Source organism: Paraburkholderia sp. MM5384-R2 (genome assembly GCF_014201025.1).
GTDB classification, from domain to species: Bacteria; Pseudomonadota; Gammaproteobacteria; order Burkholderiales; family Burkholderiaceae; genus Paraburkholderia; species Paraburkholderia tuberum.
The window spans coordinates 561,516-576,380 of sequence record NZ_JACHDI010000001.1 but is presented as its reverse complement, the minus strand read 5'-3'; the positions used below and the strand labels follow the sequence as shown (position 1 = coordinate 576,380).

General features: G+C 66.5%; 10 protein-coding genes. 3 read left to right on the top strand and 7 right to left on the bottom strand.

Going from position 1 to position 14,865, the window contains the following annotated elements:
* The first annotated feature begins 79 nt into the window (after positions 1 to 79).
* Complete coding sequence (locus tag HDG37_RS02775; protein WP_184044089.1) at positions 80 to 1,657, top strand: FAD-binding oxidoreductase; 1,578 nt, start codon at positions 80 to 82, stop codon at positions 1,655 to 1,657.
* A gap of 60 nt (positions 1,658 to 1,717) precedes the next feature.
* Positions 1,718 to 2,146: a hypothetical protein gene (locus tag HDG37_RS02770; protein WP_184029836.1), complete on the top strand. Its 429-nt coding sequence runs from the start codon at positions 1,718 to 1,720 to the stop codon at positions 2,144 to 2,146.
* Here HDG37_RS02770 and HDG37_RS02765 read toward each other — a convergent pair.
* The 7 genes from HDG37_RS02765 to HDG37_RS02735 form a co-directional block, all read right to left on the bottom strand.
* On the bottom strand, positions 2,143 to 3,081 hold the full coding sequence (locus HDG37_RS02765) for a DUF1571 domain-containing protein (RefSeq protein ID WP_184044087.1): 939 nt from the start codon (positions 3,079 to 3,081) through the stop codon (positions 2,143 to 2,145). The two genes, HDG37_RS02770 and HDG37_RS02765, sit on opposite strands and share 4 nt — an antisense overlap.
* A gap of 97 nt (positions 3,082 to 3,178) precedes the next feature.
* Entirely contained in the window at positions 3,179 to 4,966 is a 1,788-nt protein-coding gene (locus HDG37_RS02760) for an AMP-binding protein (RefSeq protein ID WP_184044085.1), read from the bottom strand.
* A gap of 37 nt (positions 4,967 to 5,003) precedes the next feature.
* Positions 5,004 to 6,305, bottom strand: coding sequence for an acetyl-CoA C-acetyltransferase (locus HDG37_RS02755; protein WP_184044083.1), 1,302 nt, complete (start codon positions 6,303 to 6,305; stop codon positions 5,004 to 5,006).
* A 59-nt stretch (positions 6,306 to 6,364) separates the two neighbouring features.
* Positions 6,365 to 7,297 (bottom strand): MaoC/PaaZ C-terminal domain-containing protein, encoded by a 933-nt coding sequence (locus HDG37_RS02750; protein ID WP_184044081.1) that lies wholly within the window; start codon positions 7,295 to 7,297, stop codon positions 6,365 to 6,367.
* Positions 7,298 to 7,311: 14 nt separating this feature from the next.
* A complete protein-coding gene (locus HDG37_RS02745) occupies positions 7,312 to 8,727 on the bottom strand; it encodes a 3-oxoacyl-ACP reductase (protein ID WP_184044079.1) in 1,416 nt (471 codons plus the stop codon).
* Between the two features lie 143 nt (positions 8,728 to 8,870).
* Positions 8,871 to 11,369 (bottom strand): acyl-CoA dehydrogenase, encoded by a 2,499-nt coding sequence (locus tag HDG37_RS02740; protein ID WP_184044077.1) that lies wholly within the window; start codon positions 11,367 to 11,369, stop codon positions 8,871 to 8,873.
* 431 nt (positions 11,370 to 11,800) lie between these two features.
* The gene (locus tag HDG37_RS02735) at positions 11,801 to 13,051 is read right to left on the bottom strand and encodes an MFS transporter (protein ID WP_184044075.1); all 1,251 of its coding nucleotides are present in this window, start codon (positions 13,049 to 13,051) and stop codon (positions 11,801 to 11,803) included.
* A gap of 367 nt (positions 13,052 to 13,418) precedes the next feature.
* Between HDG37_RS02735 and HDG37_RS02730 the strand changes: the two genes are divergently transcribed.
* Positions 13,419 to 14,828 carry a 3-deoxy-D-arabino-heptulosonate 7-phosphate synthase gene (locus tag HDG37_RS02730; RefSeq protein WP_184044073.1) on the top strand — a complete coding sequence of 470 codons (1,410 nt, stop codon included), beginning with the start codon at positions 13,419 to 13,421 and terminating at the stop codon, positions 14,826 to 14,828.
* Positions 14,829 to 14,865: the final 37 nt, after the last annotated feature.

Here is a 14,865-nt window from a genome sequence, read left to right as displayed (position 1 = left end):
CAAGGCCGTCAGCGGCGACGCACGCATAGCTTGCCCGCGCGACTGCACCCGCGGGTTACCCGACCGACAAGGAGACGCCTTGCCCCAGACGCTGCCGCCCAACCTGTCCGCCGCGCAGTTCGACCGGGCGCTCGCCGGCTGGCGCGCGATCGTCGGTGAAGCGCACGTGCTGCGTTCCGACGCCGGCCTCGCCGCCTATGGCGATCCGTTCGCTCCTGGCGAGCCGGGGGCGTTTGTCGCGAGCGCCGCGCTGCTGCCCGCGTCGGTCGATGAAATCCGCGCGGTGCTGCGCATCGCCAATCAGTACCGGATTCCTCTGTGGACCGTCTCGACCGGGCGCAACTTCGCGTACGGCGGCGCGGCGCCGCGTCTCAGCGGCTCGGTCGTGCTCGACTTGCAGCGCATGAACCGCATCCTCGAAGTCAACGAAATGCTCGCCTATGCGCTGGTCGAACCGGGCGTCAGCTATTTCGATCTGTACGCGCATCTGCGCGACAAGGGCTACAAGCTGTGGGTCGATCCACCGGCTGCCGGCTGGGGCAGCGTGGTCGGCAACACGCTGGAGCGCGGCTTCGGCTATACCGACTACGGCGATCACGCGGCGGCCCAATGCGGGATGGAGGTCGTGCTCGCCAACGGCGACGTGCTGCGCACCGGCATGGGCGGCGTCGAGATCGGCACTGCGTGGCAGCTGTATCAGCCGGGCTACGGGCCGTCGTTCGATGCGATGTTCATGCAGTCGAACTACGGCATCGTGACGAAGCTCGGCGTGTGGCTGATGCCCGCGCCGCCCGCGTATCTGCTCGGCGAAATCCAGTTTCGTCGCGAGGCCGATCTGGAGGAGATCGTCGAGATTCTGCGGCCGTTGCGGCTCGACGGCACGATCCGCAATCACGCGGTGATCGAGGGCGGATTGCGGCGCGCAGCGAGCCTGTCGCCACGCCGGCAGTGGTACGACGGCGCGGGCGCGATGCCCGGGAGCGCGGTGCAGGCGATGCTCGACAAACTCGGCGTCGGGCGCTGGAACCTGCATTTCGCGCTGTACGGCACGCCCGAGTTGATCGATGCGCGCTACGCGCTGATCGAGCGCGCGTTCGCGCGGGTGCCGGAGGCGCGGCTCACGGCGGCGCGCTATGCGGGCGATGCTCAGCCGACTGGCGGCGGCGATCGCAACATGGCCGGCATTCCCGCGATGACCGCGTTTCGCATGCTCGACTGGCGCGGCGGCGCGGGCGCGCACGTCGACTTCGCGCCGATCTGTCCGGCGACCGGGCGCGACGCGATGCGCCAGTACACGATGGTGAAAGCGCGCGCCGCCGAATACGGCTTCGACTACTACGGTGGCTTTACCGCGGGCGCGCGGCATCTGCATCATATTTTCGCGGCGATTTTCGATCGCGACGACGCGAACCAGGTGGAGCAGGCCGGCGCGCTGCTGCGCTCGCTGATGAGCGACGCGCGCGCGGCCGGCTACGGCGAATATCGCGCGCATCTCGCGTACATGGATTTCGCGGCCGCGCAATACAGCTTCAACGACGGTGCGTCGCTGCGCTTCGCCGAAACGCTGAAGGATGCGCTCGACCCGAACGGCATTCTCGCGCCGGGCAAGCAGGGCATCTGGCCGGCGGCGTGGCGCGACCGGCGGGGGTACACGTGAACGACGCGTGCGGACACGCACGGCAGACCGAAGCGCAAACAGAACGGAACGTACACGCCAATGGATCGACGCACTTTCATGCTCACCGGTGCATGCCTCGCGACGGCCGCGGGCGGCGCATGGCCGTGGCTCGCGCAAGCCGCCGCGTGCGCTGACGATGCGCGCGCGTTCGCGATCGTCGACTCGACGCTCGAATGCGGCGCGTCGTTTGCACGCTATGCCGCGCATCTTCGCTTGCCGACCTTCGAAACCGGCGACGATGCGGGCGCGCTCTGGTTCACGACACTTGCGCCACTGCTCGACGTTGGGCGGACCCCGCACGCGATGCCCGCGCTGATCGGCTTCACGCGCGCGTCCGATTACTTCGTCCTGCAACACCTCGCGCTTCGCACGGGACGCTTCGTCGAGCATCGTCACGAAGCGCGCGAGGGTCTGGATGCGCAACCCGCCCACGTGGCCTTCGCGCTGACGCCGCGCAGCGCGCGCTAGAACTTGTAGTCCTTGTTCTTCGGATCGAAGGTCGAATCGTCGAATGTCCTCGGCGTGATGCTCTCGAATACGATCTGCTCGAAAATCTTGCCGTCGTTGTCGTAAGACTGGACGCTGCGAAAGAACGGATGACGCAGATCGAGCCCGAGCGTTTCCTTTTTCGCGTAGAACTGTGGCTGGCCGACCGGTGTTTCGAACGTGAACGCGACGACGCGCACACCGTCGATGGTCTTCACTGCGATCTGCACCGAACGCGGCAAGCCGGCCTCGGTGTATTTTTTTCCTTCACTCAGGTATTGATCGGCAACGTACTCGGTGCCGAGATCGCGCACGCTGTGATTCGATTGCGAGCGTGCGAGCGCGCCGGTCAGCGACGTCCACAACGGCATCACGTTCATGATGCCGCCGAGGTGGCCGTAGGTTTCGTCGCTACGTTTCGATTCGTCGTAGATGATTTCCTGGCCCGCGTGCGCGCCGTCGGGCAGCCACTTCGCATAGATGCGCAGCGGGTCGTGCGCGACGCGCACCAGCATGTGATCGGGCTTGTCGGGCCATATGCCGCGAATGCGTTCGAAGCGCGACATCGTGAACTCGTACGACGGGTAGTCGTTCGGCCATTCCTTGATATAGCGCGGTAGCGCGAGCGGATCGAGCGACTGGAACAGCGCGACCAGTTGCGCGTCGTCGAGCTGTTCGAGCGTGCCGCTTTGCTGCGCGGCGCGCAGCCATTTGACCTGCTGGTCGAGCGTCAGCATGCCGACCTGCGCGGCCGGCGTGGTGGGCGGCTTGACGGCGCTCGCGGTGTTGAGCGGGGGCGGGCGATCGTCGTTCTGCGCGAAGGCCGTCGGCACCGACAGCAGGCCGAGCGCGACGAGCAGCGCACCCAGCAAGCGCTGTCGCCGGCGATGCGAACGGGCGGACATGCGGTGCTTCATGAATTTCTCCAGAAAGTGACGCGGCCGCTCATGCAACCTGCAAGGCAATCACGCGAAGCAACAAAACAATAACGCTTTGAAGCAACGCTTATTCCCGTCAGGTAGACTTCTGTTTCGCGAGTTCCTCGTCGCGCAACGCACGGCGCAGAATTTTGCCGACGTTGGTTTGCGGCAGCTCGTCGCGGAACTCGACGAGCTTCGGCACCTTGTAGCCAGTCAGATTCTTGCGGCAGTACGCAATCACCTGCTCGGCGGTCAGTGTCGGCGTGCGCCGCACGATGAACACCTTCACGCGCTCGCCCTGCGCGGGGTCGGACACGCCGATCGCGGCGACTTCGCGCACGTCCGGATGCGCGGCGATCACGTCCTCGATTTCGTTCGGATACACGTTGAAGCCCGACACGAGGATCATGTCCTTCTTGCGATCGATCAGACGGATAAAGCCGCGCGAGTCCATCACGCCGATGTCGCCGGTCGCGAGCCAGCCGTCGTCGTCGATCACCTTCGCGGTTTCGTCGGGGCGGTTCCAGTAGCCCTTCATGACCTGCGGGCCCTTCACGCACAGCTCGCCCGCCTCGCCGATATTGGCCCAGCTGCCGTCGTCTTTCCTGAAGCGCACCTGGGTGGACGGCGCGGGCAAGCCGATCGAGCCCTCGAAGTCGCGCAGATTGGTCAGATCGACCGGATTCATCGAGACGATCGGCGAGCACTCGGTGAGTCCGTAGCCCTCGATGATCGGCTTGCCCGTCACCGCCTTGAAGCGCTCGGCGACGGCTTTCTGCGTCGCCATGCCGCCCGCCATCGCGAGCTTCAGGTCCGAGAAGTCGCGCCGACAGAATTCCTCGTTGTCGAGGAACGCGTTATAGAGCGTGTTGACCGCGGTCATGCCGGTGAATTTTTCGTGACGGATGATCATCATCACGCGCTTCATGTCGCGCGGATTCGCGATCAGGATGTTGCGCCCGCCGAGCCCCATGAAGATCAGCGCATTCACGGTCAGCGAGTAGATGTGATAAAGCGGCAGCGGCGTGAGCACCGTTTCGCCCTCGCCGGACAGCTGCCCCGCGGCCCACGCCTTCGCCTGCAACAGATTGGCGATGATGTTCCGGTGCGTGAGCATCGCGCCTTTCGCGACGCCGGTCGTGCCGCCCGTGTATTGCAGGAACGCGATGTCTTCGTGGGTCGCGCGCACCGGTGTGTGCGGCCGCGCATAAGCGGCCGAAAGCGCTTTCAGGAGCGGCACCGCCTGCGGCAGCTTGTAAGGGGGCACCATCTTTTTCACGTGACGCAGCATGAAATTGAGCAGGTGTCCCTTCAGGTTCGCGCCGTCGGCGAGCAGATCGCCGAGCCCGGTCACGATCACGTTGCGCACCTTGGTGCCGGGCAATGCATCTTCGAGCGTCTTCGCGAAGTTCTCGAACACGACGATCGTCTGCGCGCCGCTGTCCTTTAGCTGGTGCGCGAGTTCGCGCACCGTGTAGAGCGGATTCACGTTGACGACCACCGCGCCCGCCTTGATCGTGCCGAACAGCGCGACCGGATACTGGAACGTGTTCGGCAGCATGATCGCGACGCGCTCGCCCGGCTCCACGCCGATGCTTTGCAGGTACGCCGCGAACGCGCTCGCCTTGCGGCCCAGTTCACCGTACGTCAGGTTCGCGCCGACGCTCACGTACGCGACGCGCTCGCGGAACTGTGCGATGCATTCGTCGAAGAACTGGTCGATCGACTCGTATTGCGTGACGTCGATGTCGCGCGGCACGTCGTCCGGATAGGACGCGTACCAGATGCCGTCGGTGTTCGGAGCGGGGTGAGGCACCGGGTTTTGACGAGGCGTGCCGCCTGCGTCCGGCACGTGAAGCGGGGCTTGGGTGGGCTCGGTCATCGGTTGCCTCCTGACAATGTTGGTATGCGCTGCAGCACTAGCGTTCCAGAATCGCGACGACCCCCTGGCCGCCAGCCGCGCAGATCGAGATCAGCCCGCGTGCGCTGCCGCCCGGTTTGTCGAGTTGCGCCAGCATCTTCGCGAGCGCGGCGACGATACGTCCGCCCGTCGCCGCAAACGGATGGCCGGTCGCGAGCGAACCGCCGTTCACGTTGAGCCTGGTGCGGTCGATCGCACCGAGCGCGCCGGCGAGGCCAAGCTGCGTGCGGCAATATTCGTCATCCTGCCATGCCGCGAGCGTGCACAACACCTGGGCCGCGAACGCTTCGTGGATTTCGTAGAAATCGAAGTCCTGCAGCGTGAGGCCGGCGCGCGCGAGCATGCGCGGCACCGCGTAGGCGGGCGCCATCAGAAGGCCTTCCTGCTGGTCGAAAAAGTCGACCGCCGCGGTTTCCGACCAGCTCAGATACGCGAGCACGGGCAAGCCACGCTCGGCCGCCCACGCTTCGCTCGCGAGCAGTACCGCGGATGCGCCGTCGGTCAGCGGCGTCGAGTTGCCGGCGGTCAGCGTGCCCGCGTCGCGGTCGAACACGGGCTTCAGGTTCGCAAGCCTTTCGAGCGACAGGTCGGCGCGCAGGTTGTTGTCGCGCGCGAGGCCTTTGTACGGCGTCATCAGATCGTTGACGAAGCCGCGCGCGTACGCATCGGCGAGCTTGCGATGGCTCTCGTACGCGAGCACGTCCTGCGCCTCGCGCGAGATGTTCCAGCGCTTGGCCATCAGCTCGCAATGCTCGCCCATCGACAGCCCCGTGCGGGGCTCGCCGTTGCGCGGCAACAGCGGCTTGAACAACATGCCCGGCCGCAGCCTGCTGAGCGCGGCGATACGCTGACCGGTACTCTTGCCGCGATTCGCTTCGAGCAGGATCTTGCGCATGCGCTCGTTGACGCCGATCGGCGCGTCGGACGTGGTATCGACGCCGCCCGCGATGCCCGCGTCGATCTGCCCGAGCGCGATCTTGTTGGCGACGAGGATCGCGGCTTCGAGGCCGGTGCCGCAGGCCTGCTGCACGTCGTAGGCGGGCGTTTCCTTCGCGAGCGTGGTGGACAGCACGGACTCGCGCGTCAGGTTGAAGTCGCGCGAGTGCTTGATGACGGCGCCCGCCGCGACCTCGCCGAGACGCACGCCGTGCAGGTCATAGCGATCGATCAGCCCTTGCAGCGTGAAGCTCAGCATGTCCTGATTCGATGCGCTCGCGTACGCGGTGTTCGAGCGGGCAAACGGAATCCGGTTGCCCCCGATGACGGCGACGCGGCGCACGGCAGGTTGCGGGTGGGACATGCTCGGCTCCTTTGGGTCGTTCCGAGATTATTGGTCGATGCGAACGGCGCGCTCGCGGTTCACAGCAGCCGCCACTGCATGCGCCCGCGCAAATGCGGCTTTTCCCCGGCGATATCGCGCACCTCGAGATCGCGCTCGATCAGCGAAGGCGATGCGCTCCACAGCGACGCTTCGCCCGGCAGCAGCATCGGCACCTTGAACTCGGCGCTGAGCGTTGCTTCGGCGAGCGGCTTCGGCGGCTGTAGCGACGACGCCGCGCGCGCGAGCGTCCACATGCCATGCGCGATCGCGCGCGGAAAGCCGAACGCCTTCGCCGACAGCGCGCTGAGGTGGATCGGGTTGTAGTCGCCGGACGCGCTCGCGTAGTCGCGGCCCAGTTGCGGCGCGAGCTGCCAGCGCGCGATCCGTTGCAGCGCATCGGGGCCGAGCGTCAACGCTTCGAGCGGATGGCCGAGCGCCGGCACCGCGCGCTTCAAGTAGACGCTGTCGCCGTCCCACACCGCCTCGCCGCGCCGATAGATGCGCGTATGCACGACGAACGCCTGGCCCTTGTCGTGACGCAGCAGCGCGCCGAATTCGACCTCGATGCGCAGCAGGTCCTTGTAGGCGAGCGGGCGGCGCAGCCGCACGTGATTGGCCAGATGCACGAGACCGAGCGCGGGCCACGGAAACGCGGGGTCGGTCAGCATCAGCAGATGCAGCGGAAACGCGAGCAGATGCGGGTAGGTCAGCGGCACGCCGTGCTCGGGGATGAAGCCGCACACGCGCGCATAGCGCCACACGGGGCCGGGCTCGAGCACGACGGCGGGGCGCACGAGCCGCAACGGCGGCAGCCGCGTGTCGCGGCCGCGCTTGACGATGCCCGTCAGCGCGCGCCCGTACAGCTTTGCCGGCGCGGGCAGCGTTTCGATGACGACGGTTTTCGGCCGCGCGCCGTCGCCCGGCGCGGGAGCGAGCTGACGGCTGCCGAACGGATCACGCGGTTCGTCCATACCCATGCTCCCGTTCAGGCGCCAATCAGGCTTTGACCGCACACGCGCACGACCTGGCCCGTCACGCCGGCCGAGCCCGGATGCGCGAGCCACGCGATGGTCTGCGCGACGTCGACGGGCTGGCCGCCCTGGCTCATCGAGTTCATGCGGCGGCCGGCCTCGCGGATCGCGAGCGGAATCTTCGCGGTCATCTGCGTTTCGATGAAGCCGGGCGCGACCGCGTTGATCGTGATGCCGCGCGCGCGCAGTGGCAGCGCCATGCTCTGCACCCGGCCGATCACGCCAGCCTTGGACGTGGCGTAGTTGGTCTGGCCGGGATTGCCCGCGATGCCGCTGATCGACGACACCGCGACGATGCGCCCGCCGTCGCGCAAGATGCCGCCCGCGAGCAGCGCGTCGTCGATGCGTTCCTGCGCGCTCAGGTTGATGTCGATCACGCTTTGCCAGACGGCGTCGGTCATCTTCGCGATGGTCTTGTCCTTCGTGATGCCGGCGTTGTGCACGACGATGTCGACGCCGAGCTCGTCGAGCGCGGCGGCGATCTGCGCGGGCGCTTCGGGTGCGGCGATGTCGAACGCGAGCGGGCTGCCGTTCAGCCGCCGCATCGTCGCATCGAGCGCGTCGCGCGCGGACGGAATGTCGAGGCCGATCACATGCGCGCCCTCGGCCGCGAGCACGCTCGCGATCGCCGCGCCGATGCCGCGTGCCGCGCCCGTGACCAGCGCACGCCGGCCGGCGAGCGGCTGGCGCCAATCGAACGCGGGCGCGTCGTGCGGCGGCGCGCCATGTGCCGCGATCCGCACCACCTGACCGGACACATAGGCCGAGCGCGGCGACAGGAAAAAGCGCAGCGTCGCCTCGATGGCGTTTTCAGCGCCTTCCTCCACGTACACGAGATTCGCGGCGATGCCGCGCCGCGCTTCCTTGCCGAGCGAGCGCACGAGCCCTTCGAGCGCGCGCTGGGCAGTCCACTGACGCGGGCTCGCGCAGGCCTCGGGCGGCCGGCCCAGCACGACGATGCGCCCACACTTGCCGAGCGAGCGCAGCGTGTCGTGGAAAAAGCCGTGCAGCGGTTCGAGCAGGCTGCTGTCGTCGATACCGCTCGCATCGAACATCAACGCGGCAAGCTTGCCCGGCGCACCGGCTTCGGCCGGCTCGAAGCGGCCGGTCATCAAGCCGTGGCGATGGGCGAGCGGCACCCACAGCCCGGCGCTTTCGTGCGCGACGCTCGTCATGCCGATGGTGGCGATCAGACTCCCGAGCGCGTCGAACAGGCGCGGCTCGCGGCCCGCGCCAATCGCGATCAGTCCGTCGAACTCGGGCCGGTCCGCGCGATAGCGCCGCAGCACCTCGGGCTTCGGCAGTCCGAGCGAGCGCGCGAGACGGCCGCCGAACGGCGAGTTGACGAACTTCAGGTAGGAGTCGTTCATGTTATCGGTTGCTCCGCTGGACGCGCGGCGGCAGCCCCGTGATTTTCAGGGGCGCCGGACGTGTGTCAGTGTGCCTTGAGTTGCGTGACTCGGGTACGGTTTGCCGCGCCGGGTCGGTAGTTTTTTCTGCGTGAGCGCGCGCATCAGCCCACCAGTTCCAGCGCCTTTTCGAGCGCCTGCTTGCGCTGTTGCAAGCTCGCGAGCAGGTCGAAGTCGGCCGGGAAATCGTCGACCTTGACGACCTGCGCGCCGTAGCGCGCGTAGTCGTCGAGCACGTGCCGCTCGTCTGCGTCGACGAGGCCCTGGCGTTGCGCCGCATCGGTCCATGCGGCGAACTGCGGCAGGCTTTGCGGCAGCGGTTCGAGCAGACCCTGCTTCACCGCCTCGCGCAGCTTCTGCTCGATCTGCGTGAACCGCGGATTGAGCGCGAACGCGAGCTCGCCATAGCCGAGCGCATCGACGTCGGGGTGCGGCACGTACGAGTCGGCGACGAGCCGCTCGCGCGCGGCGCCGGGCGTTTGCATCAGTTCGGCGATCTCGCTGCCGAGCCGGTCCGACGGCTCGCGATGCGGCAGGCCGAACGGGAATGCGAGCACACGCACGAGCGTCGCGGCGACCCGGTTCGGGTAGTTCGCGAGCACGCCGTCGAGCGCGTGCTGCGCCTTGTACAGCGCATCCTCGACGCCCCACCGCACGAGCGGCAAGTCGTCGTGCTGTCGGCCTTCGTCCTCGAAACGCTTCAGCGTCGCCGAGATCAGGAACAGCTGCGACAGCACGTCCCCGAGGCGTCCCGAGATGCGTTCGCGACGCTTCAGATCGCCGCCGAGCACGAACATCGACACGTCGGCGAGCAACGCGAACACGGCCGACAGACGCGTCGCCGCGCGATAGTACGCATGGAGCGGCGCATACGCGCGGCGCGGCTTCGCGATCAGTGCGCCGCCGCTCAGCCCATATACGGCGCTGCGCACCACGTTCGACACCGTGAAATTCACGTGACCGAAGAACGCCGCGTCGAACTCGCGCAAGGCTTTCGCGCGATCGGGCTCGCGCGTCGCCGTCATTTCCTTCAACACGTACGGATGGCAGCGAATCGCGCCCTGGCCGAAGATGATCAGACAGCGCGTCAGAATGTTCGCGCCTTCGACGGTGATCGAGATCGGCATTTGCTGATACGCGCGCGCCAGAAAGTTCGACGGCCCCATGCAAATACCCTTGCCGGCGACGACGTCCATGCCGTCGTTGATGACCATGCGCGCGCGCTCGGTGATGTGATATTTGGCGATCGCCGAAATGACGGACGGCTTTTCGCCGAGGTCGACCGCCTGCGCGGACAGGCGGCGCGCGGCGTCCATCACGTACAGGTTGCCGCCCATGCGGCCGAGCGCTTCCTGCACGCCCTCGAACTTGCCGACGGCGCTGCGGAACTGGCGCCGGATCGCGGCATATGCGCCGGTGCCGCGCACGGCAATCTTCGCCATCCCGACGTTCGACGACGGCAGCGAGATCGCGCGGCCCGCCGCCAGACACTCCATCAGCATGCGCCAGCCGTTGCCGACCTGGGCGCGTGCGCCGATCACCCAGTCGAGCGGAATGAACACGTCCTTGCCCGAGTTCGGGCCGTTCTGGAATACCGCGTTCAACGGCCAGTGACGCCGGCCGATATCGACGCCAGGGTGGTCGGTCGGAATCAGCGCGCAGGTGATGCCCGGTTCGTCGTTCGCGCCGAGCAGATGGTCGGGGTCGAGCGCGCGGAACGCGAGGCCGAGTACGGTCGCGATCGGCCCGAGCGTGATGTAGCGCTTGTCCCACGTGACGCGAAAGCCGAGCGTCTCGCGGCCCTCGTGCAGGCCCTGGCAAGCGATGCCGACATCGGGAATCGCGGCGGCGTCGGACCCGGCATACGGGCTCGTCAGCGCGAAGCAGGGGATTTCCTCGCCGCGCGCGAGACGCGGCAGATAGTAGTTCTTCTGCGCGTCGGTGCCGTAGTGCATCAGCAACTCGGCCGGGCCGAGCGAGTTCGGCACCATCACCGACACGGCCGCGGCCGAGCAGCGCGTCGCGAGCTTCATGATCACCTGCGAATGCGCGTACGCGGAGAACTGTTTGCCGCCGTACTGCTTCGGAATGATCATGCCGAGAAAGCCGTGCTGCTTGATGAACTGCCACGTTGGCGGCGACAGGTCCTGCCAGACCATCGTGGTTTCCCAGTCGTTCGCGAGGTCGCACAGCTGCTCGCATTCGACCTCGAGGAACGTCTGCTCTTCGGCGCTGAGCATGGCCGGGCCATAGCCGAGCAGCGTGTCCCAGTGCGGGCGGCCCGAGAACAGCTCGGCGTCCCACCAGACCGTGCCCGCCTCGATCGCGTCGCGCTCGGTCGACGACATCTGCGGCAGGATCTTGCGGAACGTGTCGAGCACCGGTTTCGCGAGCCATGCGCGGCGCAGCGGTTTGATCGTCAGCACGAGGGCGGGGAGTACGAACACGATCGCGAGCAGCGTCGTCAGCAGTGGGCCGGCCGCGCCGCTCACGAGCGCGGCCGCGACCCAGACGATCAGCGCCGCGAGCCACCATGAGGCGCGGGCCTGAACGTAGACGAGAGCGAATGCGGCGATGACGAGCGCCAGGATGAACCACGGCATGACGTTTCCTCCTCTGGGGTGACGCAATCGCCGGGCCCGCTGCGAGTCGCGCTGTTGCGTCGGGCGTTACCGCGTCTTACCGATTCGACTGACGGGCACGGCGCAGGTGCGCAACGTAGATGTCCTGCTCGGTTAAGCGAACTCGTTCGGGTTCCATGTACGACGTGTGGTGGTTACGTCGAGTGATGAGATGGTCGGTGCGATCAAGGGACGGGCTCGACGAACTCCTCTAGAAGACCTGTCGGGGAGCCATGCTGGCGAAGCGCGGCGCGTCATGCCGCGCGGAAAATAAAAAGACCATTCCGAACGAATCGGAACGGCCTCGTGTCGTGTTGCGATGTAATCTGGCCTTGCGCTCGACGACCGGGTTGACCCGGCTCCCACGCGTTGACGCGTATTGGCTAGCCGTCTGGTTCGAAAGCCTCAAGCTCTTAAACTGGTCCTCCGACCGCGCCGCCCGTCGATTCCGCGCCGACGACTTCACGCGCGGACTGCGTCATGTCGATGCCGCGGCGCTCGCGGCTGAACGGAATCAGCGCGCAGATCACGAGCGCGACGATGCCGATCACGACCGCCATCACGAGCGCGTAGTCGTTGTTGTGCATTTCGGCGATTTTCGCTTGCAGCGGACCGTTGACCGACGCGATCAGATTGCCCAACTGATAGACGAGACCGGGGAAGGTCGCGCGGATTTCATCGGGCGAAATTTCGTTCAGGTGCACGGGGATCACGCCCCAGGCGCCTTGCACCGAGATCTGCATCAGGAACGCGCCGAGCGCGAGCAGCATCGGCGTGCTCGAGAACGCCCACAGCGGCAGCACCGGCAACGCGATCAGCGCGGAGATGAAAATCGCGCGCTTGCGGCCGATCTTCTCCGATGCCCAGCCGAAGAACAGACCCCCGCAGATCGCGCCGATGTTCAGTGTGATCGAGATCAACGACACCGTGTGCGCGTCGAACTGGTGCTGTACGCGCAGGAAGGTCGGATACAGATCCTGCGAGCCGTGCGAGAAGAGGTTGAACGCGGTCATCAGGATGATCGCGTAGATCGACAGGCCGACGTTCTTCTTGAGCGTCGCGACGAGGCCGGGTCGTACCTTCTTTTCGAGCGTCTGGAACGCGGGCGACTCCGGCACGTGCGCGCGAATGTACAGCACCAGCAACGCGGGCAGCACGCCGACGAAGAACATGCCGCGCCAGCCGATGTATTGATAGAACAAGCCGAACACGACCGACGCGAGCAGGTAGCCGCTCGGATAACCGGCCTGCAGCAGACCCGAGACGATGCCGCGCGACTTCGGCGGCACGGTTTCCATGGTCAGCGCGCCGCCGACACCCCATTCGCCGCCCATTGCGATACCGAACAGCGCGCGCAGCACGAGCAGCGTCATCAGGTTGGGCGACAGACCGGACAGCAGTTCGAGCAGCGAGAAACACGCGATGTTGAGCATCAGCGTCGGACGGCGGCCGTATTTGTCGGCGAGCCAGCCGAAAATCAATGCGCCGAGCGGGCGCATCATCAAGGTCAGCATGATCGCGACCGCGACCGACGGAATGTCCGTATTGAATTCCTGCGCAATATCTTTCAATACGAACACCATCAGAAAGAAATCGAATGCGTCGAGCGTCCAGCCTAGATAGGCGGCGATCGTGACGTTTCTCTGTTCCCGAGTCCAGCTCATTGATTGTTCTCCTGAGTCTCCACAAAACCGCGTTTGATCGCGGACGGCACCGTAGCCCTTGCGCCTTATGGCAAGCGCTTCCCGGCGAGTGTACGCCGAGCATTAAGCGTCTGCCTGGTTGAAGCCGGTTTTCTCCGTGTTAATCCGGAGAGCAATTTTCGTGCTGAATTCGTCATGCATGTTTAATGTCGGAAAAATGTAATTGCCGGTTCGATTCATGTTTGTATTTTGTAATGTTTATCGGATTTCCCAGCGCCTATTTTTTATGAAGTTTATGGCAATGGCGTTTTGACGGGGCGGCCCGCGGTCCGCGCGCCGCATCGAACCTTCATGTACAGTTATTTCGCCAACTGATCGACATATCGCTATGTCCTTGACGCCATCGCCTTCGTTGCTCGACGAGATGCTCGACGCTGTCGCGCGTCGCTACCGCCTGCCGGCGCTTGCGGCCGTCTGCGCGCCGACGCAGCAAGCTAGACCCGCCACCGTGCTCGCGCTCGCGATCGAGCAGGCTCGCGAGGCGCGCGCGCGTGGCGAAGCGCCGGATGCGGCGAACCAGCGCTTCTTCGTCGAGGCGCTTGCGCGCATGATTCGGGAGGCGATGCGCGAGGAAGCCGGCGACCCGGTGTTTCAGGCGACGCTGCTACGGCATCGCAGCACGGTGGTGCGCGAGTACGCGTCGCTGGCCGCGCACGCGAGCGTCGATCGCCGGCTGATCTACGCGGCCGTCAATGCGATCGCACATCCGGCCAAACAGCAGCGGCTGCTACCCGGCCAGCAACGCGACGCGCTGGCGCGTCTGCACGCGCTGGCGTTCGCCGAAGCGTGGCCCGAGCTGGCCGAAGCCGTGCAAGCTTGCATCGATACGCCGCAAATCGCGCACGACGCCGCGCTGCAACGCGGTCTCGCGCAATTGCTGGAGAGTGCCGCTTTGCAGCGCTTGCGCCGTCTTTACGCGCTCGCGTCCGACGAGCGCGTGCGTCAGTACCAGACGCTGTGGGAGCGCCAGGGGCCGCGCCCGGGAAGCTCGACTGCCGTGGCACGAGGCTTGAGTTCGAAGCAGCGCGGCGCCGCGGTCGAGGCATCGGCCGCCGATGCGCTCGACGCGCTCGCGCGGCGCCTCAATGACGCGCAGGGTGCGCTCGCCTCGTACCGTGTCGTGAACTCGATGCGCGTGCCGGCCGCGATACCCGCGAGCCACGAGCGCGCGAAAACCGAATGGGACGTGGTGCTGCTGCGCCAGGCACAGCCTCCGGCCGACGCGGCGGCGTGGGACGTCTGCCTGCTCGTCGAAGCGAAGGCATCGGTCGATGCGGCCACCACCGATCTGCCGCGGCTCGTGCGTGGACTGACGCTGCTGGCGCATGCGGACCCGCACACCGTCTACCCGTTTCGGACGCAGCAGGGGACGGTGGGTTTGAGCGGCGCGTCGCTCGCCGCGCTGACGAGCGACGGGGCCGGTCTTCGCAGGACCGTGCTCTATTGCTGCGACGCACCCGTCGAAGCGGCGCCGCGCGTGCTGGGCCCTGCGAGCCGGATGCAGCTGCTGTCGGCGCACGCCAGCCTCGATTTCGCGGCCGCACTGGCGGACGGGCGCGACGCCGATTGCGCGGTGCTGGAACCGGTGTGGCATCAGTTGCTCGAATCGCCGAGATGGCGGACGGCGCTCGACCAATACGCGACGCTGCGCGAGGTCCGCGAATTGATGGTCCATCCGGACGACTTGCGGGCCGCCGTCGGCATCGCCGACGCAAGACGGTTGAGCGCGGCGCGCTAGGCCTGCCAGGTCTGCGTAGGGCCAACGCGAGCGCTGT